The organism is Janthinobacterium sp. BJB446 (assembly GCF_002735655.1).
In the GTDB taxonomy this organism is placed as follows: domain Bacteria; phylum Pseudomonadota; class Gammaproteobacteria; order Burkholderiales; family Burkholderiaceae_D; genus Janthinobacterium; species Janthinobacterium lividum.
This window is the reverse complement of sequence record NZ_PDZK01000001.1, coordinates 365,891-378,908: the sequence shown is the minus strand read 5'-3', so window position 1 is coordinate 378,908 and position 13,018 is coordinate 365,891. Positions and strand designations below refer to the sequence as shown.

General features: G+C 62.2%; 9 protein-coding genes. 3 read left to right on the top strand and 6 right to left on the bottom strand.

Annotation, left to right across the window (positions count from 1 at the left end; all coding sequences use genetic code 11):
* Positions 1-128: 128 nt before the first annotated feature.
* Complete coding sequence (locus CSQ92_RS01720; protein WP_099393067.1) at positions 129-1,520, bottom strand: KAP family P-loop NTPase fold protein; 1,392 nt, start codon at positions 1,518-1,520, stop codon at positions 129-131.
* Between the two features lie 391 nt (positions 1,521-1,911).
* Between CSQ92_RS01720 and CSQ92_RS01715 the strand changes: the two genes are divergently transcribed.
* Positions 1,912-3,270 carry a diguanylate cyclase domain-containing protein gene (locus CSQ92_RS01715; RefSeq protein ID WP_034777986.1) on the top strand — a complete coding sequence of 453 codons (1,359 nt, stop codon included), beginning with the start codon at positions 1,912-1,914 and terminating at the stop codon, positions 3,268-3,270.
* Here the strand turns inward: CSQ92_RS01715 and CSQ92_RS01710 are convergent.
* The 5 genes from CSQ92_RS01710 to CSQ92_RS01690 form a co-directional block, all read right to left on the bottom strand.
* Positions 3,267-5,528, bottom strand: coding sequence for a TonB-dependent hemoglobin/transferrin/lactoferrin family receptor (locus CSQ92_RS01710; RefSeq protein ID WP_070278797.1), 2,262 nt, complete (start codon positions 5,526-5,528; stop codon positions 3,267-3,269). The two genes, CSQ92_RS01715 and CSQ92_RS01710, sit on opposite strands and share 4 nt — an antisense overlap.
* A gap of 249 nt (positions 5,529-5,777) precedes the next feature.
* Positions 5,778-7,355, bottom strand: a complete 1,578-nt coding sequence (locus CSQ92_RS01705) for an FGGY-family carbohydrate kinase (RefSeq protein WP_180276909.1) — start codon at positions 7,353-7,355, stop codon at positions 5,778-5,780.
* A gap of 3 nt (positions 7,356-7,358) precedes the next feature.
* Complete coding sequence (locus CSQ92_RS01700) at positions 7,359-7,754, bottom strand: hypothetical protein (RefSeq protein WP_099393065.1); 396 nt, start codon at positions 7,752-7,754, stop codon at positions 7,359-7,361.
* The gene (locus CSQ92_RS01695) at positions 7,711-9,279 is read right to left on the bottom strand and encodes a glycerol-3-phosphate dehydrogenase/oxidase (RefSeq protein ID WP_099393064.1); all 1,569 of its coding nucleotides are present in this window, start codon (positions 9,277-9,279) and stop codon (positions 7,711-7,713) included. Before CSQ92_RS01695 ends, CSQ92_RS01700 begins: the two co-directional genes overlap by 44 nt.
* The gene (locus tag CSQ92_RS01690) at positions 9,276-10,886 is read right to left on the bottom strand and encodes an FAD-binding oxidoreductase (protein ID WP_099394549.1); all 1,611 of its coding nucleotides are present in this window, start codon (positions 10,884-10,886) and stop codon (positions 9,276-9,278) included. The genes CSQ92_RS01695 and CSQ92_RS01690 overlap by 4 nt, the downstream gene beginning before the upstream one ends.
* Positions 10,887-11,025: 139 nt before the next feature.
* Here CSQ92_RS01690 and CSQ92_RS01685 point away from each other — a divergent pair, with 139 nt between their 5' ends.
* Together CSQ92_RS01685 and CSQ92_RS01680 are read left to right on the top strand one after the other, a co-directional pair.
* Positions 11,026-12,099, top strand: coding sequence for an AraC family transcriptional regulator (locus tag CSQ92_RS01685; protein ID WP_099393063.1), 1,074 nt, complete (start codon positions 11,026-11,028; stop codon positions 12,097-12,099).
* A gap of 92 nt (positions 12,100-12,191) precedes the next feature.
* Positions 12,192-12,974: a 3-hydroxybutyrate dehydrogenase gene (locus CSQ92_RS01680; RefSeq protein WP_099393062.1), complete on the top strand. Its 783-nt coding sequence runs from the start codon at positions 12,192-12,194 to the stop codon at positions 12,972-12,974.
* Positions 12,975-13,018: the final 44 nt, after the last annotated feature.

The following is a 13,018-nucleotide window of genomic DNA, read 5'->3' as shown; positions in this document are numbered from 1 at the left end:
AGGCAAAAGAATACGCCTCCTTATTCTCAAAAAACACAATAAACATTAAGAAATATATTAAAATTTCATATAAGCAATAGCGCTATTGCTTTTTATGATTAATAAATATTAAAATCGTCATAAAATTCCTAATCTCTAATTTGCGCAGCAATATCAATTTTACGTGCAATAATTGGGAAAATTTCCCCATCCATCCCAAATGAATCAAGAAGATTTAGCATCTCACTTGCCTTACTGGCATCATCCCGAGTAGAAGAATTTTCATTCATTATATCAATCAATTTCTTTTTAAATTCTTTCTTACGCTCATCATTTCTATCTTCTGTTACGAGAAGTGCATGAAGAATTCTACCTTCTGTAGAATTGAGTGCATTTTCGCCCTCCGGCTTAGCGCGGAAGAAATTCAAAACTTCATCTGGAGACAAAATTCCTTTCACTGTCTGATAGAAAAATTCTTGATCAACAGCTCTTAGCACGACAAGTAATGCTACATGTATCGGATTCGATGAATGGCCCATTGGCGTTTGATCAAGAACGAGTTTCATTCTAGTTATACAACGCTCCTGAGTCCTTAGAGTCAACCGTAAAATTCGGGATAGCAATGTTAAAAAACGAGTGAATTGACCGCACTGATATGCCCCCCCGTCCTGCGAATGCAGGGAAAACAACGCACTTAGGCCAGATCTAGCCACTGCCATTTCTACAAATTTCTTGTTATGAGGAAGCGGTAGTCCGAATTCCAAATCAATGAATTTACGCAAGTATTCTGCTGCGTTTATACGTTCACCATACACTGCAGCAGTTGCGGCCTCAAGTTGGCGCTTATCAACAGAGAGAATAAATGCAATGTTTGGCACATCAAACATATGCTTTACACGTTCCAGAAGAGATATTGCAAAATCGGGGCGACATCTATCCAATTCATCAATAAAAAATACCAAAGTAGAATTTTTTTGTGCAAGCTCAAGTTGGCTAACAGCATGTTCCAGTTCACTTCGAAATGAAATATTAAGTTTAGTTTCATTTTGAAATATCTCCACGATATCACTGACTGCATCCCCAGCTGCATCACGGATAATCTCATCCAAACCATCTTCAATGTCGAGTACTCCTGCCGTCCCGACCTTTACCCCAGCCACAAGAACGCGTCTCGCGACTTTCCCTGTTATATTTCTAACTTTGGCCAGCCCGGCTTTCAATTTACCGGTCTTATCTTCAGCCTTAGGCAGTGCTTCATCTAGAGCAGCCACCATCGCCACAAGCGGATCACTAACATGATCAGCTTTCCATGCATTGAAATTTACCGTTTGATAATTTTTATTAATTAGAACAGCATTTAACATTCCAATAAAAGTTGATTTCCCAGAACCATATGGAGCATCCACAGCTATAACAAGTGGCTTACCACTCGCCTTTTCAATAACATTCGCCATAAACTCTACCATTACATCACGATCTAGAGCGTCATTCTTGAAAGGCTCACTGAGTGGAATGTCAATTTCAGATATGCGAAAGCTCATGATATTTAACCATTATTTAAATATAAACAATATAGATTATCACAATCCGACTAGGGAATTTCATAACTCATCTAAAATACTTCCCGCACCCAACTGCGACAACTCATCCGCTCACCCGGAGACTTTCACTGCCACCTTACGTCGGGAGGCGCTGCGGCCCAGCACGCATCTTTTCCGCTAAAAACCGCCTTCACGATGGCAACTGCGTGTATTTATTCATAAAAATATTAAAATAATAATATTTTACCGCCTCGTGCACCATCGATTTTTCCACCCAAAAAATTAGCAAAGCGGTATGATTTGACCGCTGTATCCGATTTGAACCCAGTCAGCATCACTTAAAGTGCAGCAAACGCTGGCATCGCAAAGTACATCGAGAAGGCCGGAAGCAATGAGTCCAGGCAGTGTGGAGCATTCCCAGAGGCGCAACGCCGCCATTTTGATTGTCGATGATGCGCCGGCCAACCTTGAGCTGCTGCGCAAGCTGATGAGCGAACAGGGTTATCAAACCTATGTCGCCACGTCCGGCGAACGGGCGCTGGCGATCGCCCAGCGCGCCCACCCGGACCTGATCCTGCTCGACGTGCTGATGCCGGACATGGACGGCATCGAAACGTGCCGCCGCCTCAAGCAGCATCCGCTGACGCAGCGCATTCCCGTCATCTTCATGAGCGCCAAGACGGAAACGGAAGACGTGGTGGCCGGCTTCGACTGCGGCGCCGTCGACTACATCAGCAAGCCGCTGCGCATGGCCGAAGTGTGCGCGCGCGTGCGCGCCCAGCTGCAAATCCGCAGCAACAATGAAAACCAGCAGGAACAGGCCGAGCGCCTGCGCACCATCGTCAACAACATGGCCGAGGGCTTGCTGATCATCGAAGCCGATGGCCGCATCCAGTACACCAACCCGGCTTGCGACCAGTACCTGGGCTACCGCGAAAACGAACTGGCCGGACGCTCCATCGGCGAACTGCTCAGCCCCTTGGTGACGCAGGAATACCTCGATTACTTCGCCATGTACGCGGCCAATCCCGAGAAGGCGCACAACCACGGCACGCGCGAAGTGGCGATCCGCCACCGTAACGGCGAGACACTGTGCATGGACCTGACCCTGACGCCCATGTATCTGCGCCAGCCCCTGTATATCGGCCTGCTGCACGACATCACGCACCACAAGCAGTCGGAAGACGCCTTGCAGCGCGCCGCCTACCTCGATCCGCTGACAAAAATCGCCAACCGCCGGCATTTCGACAGCTTCCTGGAAAAGGAATGGCAGCGCGCCGTGCGCGGCGGCGGCGCCCTGTCGCTGGTGGTGCTCGACGTCGACCACTTCAAGCTGTACAACGACAGCCTGGGCCACCCGGCCGGCGACAGCTGCCTGCAGCAGGTGGCGCAAGCCATCGCCTCGCACGCCGCACGCCCGGGCGACCTGGCGGCCCGCTACGGCGGCGAGGAATTCGTCCTGCTGTTCGCCGACACGGATGCCGAAAGCGCCCTGCACCTGGCCGAAGCCATCCGCGCGCACATCGAGGCACTGCAATTGCCGCACCCCCGATCTGGCACTTCGCCATGGATCACCGTCAGCATCGGCGTGGCGACCATCCACCCGCACCAGCTGGACGACCGCAAGGTGCTGTTCGTCGCGGCCGACCGCGCCCTGTACGTGGCCAAGGAAGAGGGGCGCAACCAGGTGCGCGCCACGCAGTCGGGCAGCACGGCCTGGGAAACGGTCAAGGCGCTCGTTTTACGTTAGAACTTTCTCGACACGCTCAGTTTCGCATTGCGCCCCACGCCCGTCACGGCTTCACTCAGGTACGGCATGTAGTTGCGGTTGAAGACATTATCGACCGTCAAGCGTACTTCCGTGCCGCGCCACACTCCCTGCCTGCCATGCCACGAAGCGAACAGGGTGTGCAGCGCATAGCCTTTCGATGGCGGCAGGCGGTAGACATTCCCCACCGGCAGGACGCGGTCCTGCTTCGCCACGAAGCGGCCCTGCCAGCCGATGCTGGCCCCGAGGTCGGGCATGCGCCAGCCCAGGCCCGCCATCAATTTATCCGGCGCGATGGTCGACACGGGTTCGTCCTGGCCCCACGGGTCGCGCTGGGAACCGGTGCGCGTGCCGCGCTGCTTCGACAACGAAGCGCTGGCAAACAGGCGCGGCGAGTTGTAGTAGGACTCGACTTCCACGCCCTGCGTGTGGAAACCGGCCAGATTGCGGTAGGACGACAGGGCTGGCGGCACCTTGCCCGATCCCGGCACATAGCCTTCGATCAGGATGCCCAGGCGCGGGCCGATATTGTCGCTGACCTTGTTGCGGTACGCCGTCAGGCGCAGCTGCACGTCGTCGCGCTCCATGAATACGTTCTGCCGGTGCAGCATGACGCCCGTGCGCACGGCCGTCACCCGCTCGACGGCCAGGTCGCGGCTGGTGCCCGGTGTCGATGAACCGAGCCTGGACGACACATAGTATTCGTTCGAATACATCTCGTCGATCGTCGGCGCGCGCCAGGTGCGGCTCAAGTCGCCGAACAGCGCCACGCTGCCCGACGCCTTCCAGAACAGGCCCAGGCGGGGAGACCAGTCCTCGTGCGTCTTTTCGCTGAAGTCGTGGCCAGCCGCCGCCAGCGGGCTGTTGTAGCGCGACGCCTTGTTCGGCACGCCCTCGGAAACGACCCGGTCGTGGCGCAGCGCCGCCGTCACCGTCAGGTCGCCATACGTCATCGCATCCTGCAGATACAGGCCCGTGGTTTCCTGGCGCCCGGCCGGCATGTAGTAGGGCTGGAAGTAGCCGTAGTTGTAGCTGGGATCCTTCAGCGCCGTCGACGACGGGTAGTACATCAGGGTGTCGCGCACGTTCTTGTGCCATTGCAGGCCCGTTAGCAGCACGTGCGAAATAGCGCCCGTCGTAAACACGCTTTCGTTGCGCACCTCCGCAATGCGGTCCACGTACGAGGCCCAGCTCTCGTTGCCCAGGGATCCCAGGTAGGAGCCCAGCGAAGCGGACGGCAGGCGCTTGTCATGCTGGTCCGTGTGCGAATAGCCGGCGCTGGCCGTCAGCTTGATCCATGGATTGTCCTGCGGCGCGTACTGCCACTTCACGGAATACGTATCGTCGTCCTGGTCGCGGTATACGGCCTTGCGCTGCCACGCCTCTTCCAGTCCGTACTTGCGGATCTCCGCCTCGGTCGGCGTGGGCACGTCCTCGCCCATGGCGGCGAACGGGCCCCAGCCCGTGCTGCCGCTCTTCATCGCCGTCAGGGTCAAGAGCTGTTCCGGCGTCAAACGGATATTCAGCTTGGCCAGGCTCGATGGCGCGTCGATGGCGGAAAAGCGGAATGGCTTGCCATCTGGTTTGCGCAAATCATCGGACTTGCGCTGCGTGGTGAAGGCCATCGCATCGAAGCGGCCATCTTCCGTGCGGCCGTAGACGGCCACGGTGGCGTCGTTTTCCGCATTGTTCGAATGGCGCGAGTACTTGAGCATGGCGCCCACTTTCTCGCCGCCTTCCAGCAAGTCTTGCGCATCCTTGGTCTCGACCGTGATGACGCCGCCGAAGCCGCCATTGCCGTACAAGCTCGTATGCGCGCCCTTGTTCACCTCGATCTGCTTGATCAATTCCGGCTCGATGAAGATGGAACCCTGGCGGTATTTTTCAAAGCCCTTGGGCACGCCGTCGAGGATGACTTTCACGTCCTGGACTTTATTGAAGCCCCAGATATTGAGACTCTGGCCGCTGGGACGTGCCGTGCCGGCCAGGTCCACGCCAGGCAAGGTGTCGAGCAAGGACGCGACATTGTCGGCCTGCTGGCGTTCGATATCGGCGCTGTTGATGTACGAACGGCCGGCCGTGCCGGCGCTGATGGCGTCGCCAAACACGCTGATGGCGGGCATCTGCACGGCGTCGGCCTTGTCGGCCATTGCCGCCGCCCACGCGTGGCCGTGTGCGCCGCCCAATGCCAGCGCCAGCGCGGCGGCCAGCGGGGTCAATCCATTTTTGCTGCTCTTCATCGCTATCCTTGCCTGGGTTTGCTTACTGCTTGATGCTTCTGGAATGAAAAAATGCTGGGGCAGAGGAAGGCGGTGCACGATCAAGCGGCGGCGTTGAAGGAAGCGTTGCGGCGAAACTCTGCCCGCGCGGACACGCCGCCGGCGCATGGCCGGCGGCGCATTGCAGTCACCGGGATAAGTTGCCTTAGTGAAATGCGGAACACATCATATATTAAATGCGAATGATTCGCAATACGATTTAATGCGTAGTTATTCCGGATAGCCTGTGATGTCGGCGATCTCGCGGTACAGGGGCTGCAGCCGCGCATACATCTTGCGGTACACGCGCCGGTACAGCTGTTCGTAGATCTTGCGGTGCTCGGGATGCGGCTGGAATACCTTGCCCTTGCGCGTCATCGCCTGCACGGCGGCGGGAAAGTCCGCATGCCAGCCCAGGCCCACGGCGGCGGCGATGGCCGCGCCCAGGCCCGAACTTTCATACACGTGGGCGCGCGCGGCCGGCAAGCCGAAGATGTCGGCCGTCAGCTGCATGGCAGAGTCGCTTTGCGAACCGCCGCCCGCGATGCGCAGCTCCGTGATGGCGATGCCGCTGCGCTGCTCTATGCGCTCCTTGCCTTCGCGCAGCGCATACGCGAGGCCTTCGAGGATGGCGCGGTAGATGTGCGCGCGCGTGTGCACGTCGCCAAAACCGATCATGGCGCCCTTCGCTTCCGGCCCAGGCACCTTGATGCCGGGACTCCAGTACGGCTGCAGCATCAGGCCCATCGATCCGGGCGGCACGGCGTCAACCAGGCGGTCGAACAGCGCCTCGGCGGACAGGCCCGTGCCGTCTTCGGCGGCGGCCGCCCGCTCGCGGTCGCCGAACTGCTCCTTGAACCAGTTGACCATCCAGTAGCCGCGGAAGATCTGCACTTCCGTGCTGTAGGCGCCCGGCATGGCGGCCGGATACGGTGGAATGAAGCGCGTCACTTCCACGTACTTGCGGTTGGTGGTGTTGATCGTGGCCGTGGTGCCGTAGCTCAGGCACGCCACGTGGGGTTCGACGCAGCCGGCGCCCAGCACTTCGCACGCCTTGTCGGCGGCCGCCGCCAGCAGGGGCGTGCCTTCCGGGATGCCCGTCGCCGCGGCGGCGGATGCCGTGATGGCGCCCATGCGCGTGCCCGGCGTCACCAGCTCGGGCAGCATGGAGCGCTTGATCGCCAGCGCCTGCCACTTCCAGTCGAAGCGCCCGGTCCACGCATGGCGCTTGTAGTCGAACGGGATGTACGCCACTTGCGAGCCGGTCGAATCGATGTAGCGCCCGCAGAGGCGATGGTTCAAGAAGCCCGACAACAGCAGGAATTTGTGCGTGCGGCGCCAGATGTCGGGCTGGTGCGCGCTGATCCAGTTGATCTCGGCCTCGCGGCGGAAGTACGCGATCGTGCCATCGAGGCGCGTGGCGCGGAAGGCGGCGCGCCACCATGGCGCCAGTTGCGGGATGTCGCGCGTGCTGCGCTGGTCCAGCCAGGTGATGGCGGGCCGCAAGGGCTGCCCCTCCTCATCCACATTGACGACCGTGCCGCGCTGCGTGGTCACGGCCACGCCGGCCACCGAGGATCGATTGATGTCCGTGCCGCGCCACAGCTGCTGGCATGCTTCGCACACGGCTTGCCAGTAGCCGTCGGCGTCATGCTCGGCCCAGCCGGGGTGGTCGGAATAGTACGCTTCCAGGAACACTTGCGCCTTGGCCGCCAGCTTGCCGTCCCGGTCGAACAGCAGCGCGCGCACGCTTTGCGTGCCATTGTCGATGGAGAGGATATACGGACCATCGTCCGCCAGGAAAGCCATGGCTTATGCCACGCTGGCCAGCGCGGCGCGCAACGCTTGCAGCAGCGCCTGCGGATCCTTGTCAGGCTGCGCGCTGAACACGGGCGCTTCCCAGTCCTGTCCCCGCACGGCCACCACGCGCAAGCGTCCCTGTTCGCTCCATGCCGGATACCAGCCCACGTCGACGATGTCGCCATTCGCGCACGTGATTTGCAGCAGGTCTTCGCCCAGGTCGTCGAGCAGGACGTCCACGGGCTGGCGCAAGTCCAGCGGCGACAGGCTGTCGTAGGTGATGCGGGCGTCGCCCAGCGCCAGGGGCTGGCCAAACAGGGGGGTCTCGATGATGTTCTCCTCTTTTATAGTTTTTATCGTTGCTTCATGCGCCTTGCGGCACGCTGTAATGGCGGCGCCACAGGGCAAGGTAACGCTGCCGCTCTTCCTCCCAGCGCGCGTCATCCCAGCCCAGTTCATGCTGGCAGATGGCGCGCAGGCGGGGCATGATAGCAAGCGCACCGCCTGCCAGCTGCAAACCGAGGCGCGTGCGCCGCAGCAGCAAGTCGTCCAGGTGCTGCACGTCTTCCATGCGCGCGCCCCAGCGCAGCTGCGCCCACAGGGTCTGCGTGCCGGGAATCGGCGCCAGTTCGCCGTCCTGCGCCGCATCGCACAGCGCCTGCGCGGCCGCGCCATGACGGCCCAGCAGGCGCTCGCGCTGCTCGCCATCGAGCGCCAGGGCCTTGCCCGACAAGGGCGGCATGGCGTCAAAAATCGGCAAGGGGCGCAAATCCGCCTGCCAGCCCGGCAGAAGCGGGGCCGCGCGGCGCAAGGCGTCGAGGGCGATCACGCGGAACGTCGTCAATTTGCCGCCCGCTACCGTCAGCAAGCCGTTTTCCAGCCATAGCGCATGTTCGCGCGCTTCCTTCGACGGGTCAAGCTGGCCGCTGCCGATCACGGGGCGCACGCCGGCAAACGTGGCCAGCACGTCGTCTTCGCCCAGCGCCAGTTGCGGGAACTGCCACTGCAATGCGGCCAGCAGATATGCGAGTTCGCCGCGCGTGATGGCCGGCTCCAGGTCCAGGCCGGCGCCATGGTCGACATCGGTGGTGCCCACCAGGGTCACGCCCTCCCACGGATACGCAAAGACAGGGCGGCCATCGTGCGGATGCATCAGGCTGACGGCTTGCGCCAGTGGCAAACGCCACGCGGGCAGCAGCAGATGGCTGCCGCGCAGGGGCCGCAGTTTCGGCTTTTCTCCCACCTGGCCGCGCAAGGCGTCGGCCCAGGCGCCCGTGGCGCTGATCACCAGGCGCGCGCGCACGGTGGATACCGTGCCATCGAGCGCATCGCTCAACGTGGCGCCGGCGACCTTGCCGTCGTCATGCAGCAGCGATGCCACGCCCAGGTAATTGACGGCCACGCCGCCATGGCGGCGCGCTTCCTGCAGCACGCGCAGCACCAGGCGCGCATCGTCCGTCTTGGCGTCCTGGTACAGCATGCCGCCCTGCAGGCCGTCGCGCCGGATGTGCGGCGCCAGCATGGCAAAGTCGGACGCATCGACATAGCGGCGCGCGCGCCGCCCCGCCATCACGTCATAGATGGCCAGACCCAGCATGAACTGGCGCCGCCCAGGCTTCCTGCCCGTGTAGTCGCCAAAGGCAAAACCCTGCGGTTCGACCAGCCCCGCCGCATCCGTCAGCAAGGCTTGCCGCTCATGCACCGACTCGCGCGTCATCGCGAACTGGCCCTGCTTCAGGTAGCGCAAGCCGCCGTGCACCAGCTTCGAGGAGCGGCTCGACGTGCCCCAGGCGAAATCGCGCTGCTCCACCAGCAGCGCCGTCAAGCCGCGCCGCGCCGCTTCCAGCAGGATGCCGGCGCCCGTGATGCCGCCGCCGACGATCAAGATATCCCACTCGCGCGCCAGTATCCCAGGCAAATCCCCCCTGTTCACGATGGGCCTCCGGCGTCAGGCAGCAGTTTGCCGGGGTTCATCATGCCCTGCGGGTCGAACTGGCGCAGCAGCGCGCGCATGGCGGCGATGCCCAGTTCTCCCTTTTCCGCCGCCAGCCAGGGCGCGTGGTCCGTGCCCACGCCATGCTGGTGGCTGATGGTGCCGCCGTTGGCGACGATGGCCGCGCTGGCCGCGTCTTTCAAGGTGCGCCAGCGCGCCATGTTGTCTTCAAAGGTCGGCGCCAGCCGGTACACATACGTGGTGTAGACGCTGGCCCCCTGCGCATACACGTGCGACAAATGCGTGTAGGCGTGCACCTGCTCGCCATGCTGCGCCAGCGCATTGGCGCCCGCTTGCTCCAGCGCCGCCATCATCGCCGTGACGCGCGGCCAGTCGACGGCCGTTTCCACCGTATCGATGACATAGCCGTGTTCCCAGGCGCCGTTGCGCAGGTAGACGTTGCGAAAGCGCCCCTGCTTCCACTTGTCGCCCATGTGGCGTCCCACGTGCACGCCCTTGTGCCGCCGCGCCAGCGCCAGGGCGCCGCGCAGGGCCGCGCGCGCCGGTTTTTCTTCTCCGCTGACGCCCACCATCAGCATGCATTTTCCCTCGCCGCAGCCGCGCAGGGACAAATAGCGCTCCAATAGTCCCACCAGTTTTTTATGCCCGGCCAGGGTCAGCATGGTTTGCGTTTCCAGCGCATTCGACAGGCGCAGCATGCACAGCGGAAGACGCGACTGGGCCAGCGCCCGCACGGCCTCCTGCGCCTGGCCCCAGTCGGTGAAAAACACGGCGTGGAATGCTTCATAAGGGGGCAGCGGCGAGACGCGCACCGTCGCCTGCGTCACGATGCCCAGCCGGCCCTCGGAGCCGAGCACCATTTCGCGCAGGTCGATGCCGGCCGCCGAAGCGGGAAACGTGGGGATGCTCAGGGTGCCGGCCGGCGTTTCCACTTCGCCGCCCGCGAACAGCTGCTCGATGCGGCCATAGCGCAAGGATTGCTGGCCCGACGAGCGCGTGGCGATCCAGCCGCCCAGGGTCGAATATTCGAACGATTGAGGGTAGTGGCCCAGGGTGTAGCCGTGCGCGCGCAGCTGCGCTTCCAGGTCGGGGCCGTACACGCCCGCTCCGAACGTGGCCAGCTGCGCCTCGCGGTCCAGGTGGCCCAGCGCGCACAGGCGCGCGAGGCTGAGCGCCAGCACGGGGCGCGGCCCCGCCGCCACCGTCAAATGCCCGGCCACGCTGGTGCCGCCGCCGTGGGGAATCACGGCCACGCACGCCTGGCGCGCATACGCGAGCAGCTGGCGCACCTGCAGTGCGCTGTCGGGAAAGGCCACGCCATCGGGCACGGCGCCGATGCGGCCATGGCGTAATTTAAACCAGTCGGGCAGGCTTTGACCGAGCGCATGGCACACCCGCGTGGCAGGCTGGGTGTCGATCAGCGGATGCGGCGCCAGGCGCGAAGCGGGCACTTGCGCACAGGCATCGTCGAAGGTGGCGTCGACAACGGCGCTGCCCGGTCCCAGGCGCGCGCGCAAGAAAGCCAGCGCATCCTCGCTCAGCGCATACGTGATGCTCTCGTCTCCCCAGCCATTCCAGCGTTGCATCGACATCCCCTGTGTTCGGCCAGTTGCGCGCCACGGCGGCTTGCTATACTGTTCTTGCCTGATTTTCTTGCTAGATCAATAGCATATGCCGCCACAGACGAAGGGTATTGGTTTTTCATGACAATCGCATTGTTCCATCATGACAAGTACTGACGGCCGGGTCGCCGGCGCCTATCTGCAGCCGCTGCTCGAAGCGGCCGGCGCGCACGGCATCGCGCCTGCCAGCCTGGCGCAGGCGGCCGGCGTGGCGCCGCACAGCCTGGAAGCATCCGCGCCCAGCCTCGCCGCGCGCGACTACGTGCGCCTGCTCGATGCGGGCGCGCAACTGGCGGGCGATGCGCATTTCGGCCTGCACGTGGGGCAGCGCGTGCGCATGGGTACCTACAGCGCGTATGGCTTGATTTTGCTCAGTTGCAGCAACGTGGGCCAGGCGCTGGAACAGACGGCCCGCTATGAACGGCTGGCGCACGACCTGGGCCGCTCGACCCTGCAGCGCGATGGCGCCGTCGCCCATTACCGCTGGACCAGCAACTATCCAGGCGCCAGCCGGCACCTGGTCGACAGCGTCTTTGCCGGCATCCGCGTCTGCGGCGACTGGCTGGCGGGCATGCCGCTGCCGCCGGCCCAACTGGCGTTCAGCCACGATGGCGGCGGCGACCTGCTGCGCCACGCGGCGCACCGCGACGAATACCTACGCGTGCTGGGCAGCCTGCCCGCCTTCAACGCCCCCGCCAACACGGCCACCTTCGATGCGCAATTGCTGGACTGGCCCGTGCCGAACGCCGACGTCAGCCTGTACCCCGTGCTGTGCCAGCATGCGGAACAATTGCTGGCGCTGCGCGAAGCTGAAACAGACACTGGCGGCGCCATCGACGCGCAAGTGCACGCGGCCATCGTGGCGGGTTTGCGCCAGGGTTCGGCGCGGCTGGCCACCGTTGCCGCCGCCCTGGCTGTCACGCCGCGCACCTTGCAGCGCAAGCTGGCCGATGCGGGCACCAGCTTCCAGGCCCTGCTGGACCAGGCCAGGTACGGCCTGGCACGCGACTATCTGCGCGAGCCGGATTTGTCGCTGGTCGACATCGCCTTCCTGCTCGGCTACCAGGAACAAAGCGCGTTCAATCACGCGTTTCGCACCTGGGCGGGTACCAATCCCGGCGCCTGGCGGCTACAGGAAATGCTTGACAAGCGGCTTGACAAGCAGCAAGTCGCTTAGGCGTGCGCGGGGCATGCGCGGCCCATTTTCTCGCTATACTGGCGCAGTCAGGTTTTCCACGATCACTCCAACCCGCAATGCAAAGGATTAATATGCAACTCAAAGACAAAGTCGCACTGATTACCGGCGCCGCCAGTGGTATCGGCAAGGAAATGGCCATCGAATACGCGAAACAAGGCGCCAAGGTCGTCATCGCCGACCTGGCCCTGGAAGCGGCCAGCAAGACGGCCGAGGAAATCAAGCAGTCGGGCGGCCAGGCGTTTGCCGTCGCCATGGATGTCTCCAGCGAAGAACAAGTCGACAAGGGTGTGGCGAATGCGGCGGCCTACTTCGGCGGCATCGATATCCTGATCAGCAATGCGGGCATCCAGATCATCAGCCCCGTCGTCGACTACCCGTTCGATCAATGGAAAAAGATGCTGGCCATTCACATGGACGGCGCCTTCCTCACCACGCGCGCCTGCATGCGCGAAATGATCAAGGCCGGCCGCGGCGGCGCCATCATCTACATGGGTTCCGTGCACTCGCACGAAGGCTCGCCATTCAAGAGCGCCTACGTGGCCGCCAAGCACGGCTTGCTGGGTCTGGCCAAGGTGGTGGCCAAGGAAGGTGCGAAAGACGGCATCCGCGCCAACGTCATCTGCCCCGGCTTCGTGCGCACGCCGCTGGTCGACAAGCAAATCCCCGAACAGGCGGCCCAGCTGAACATCAGCGAAGAAGACGTGATCAAGAAAGTCATGCTGAAAGACACCATTGACGGCGAATTCACCACGACGCAAGACGTGGCGCAAACGGCCGTGTTCCTGGCAGCGTTCCCGTCGAACGCCCTGAGCGGCCAATCCATCGTCGTCAGCCACGGCTGGCACATGCAATAGTGGTGACACCCGCCCACATCGGCTGCGCGGCGTGCTATGCGGCC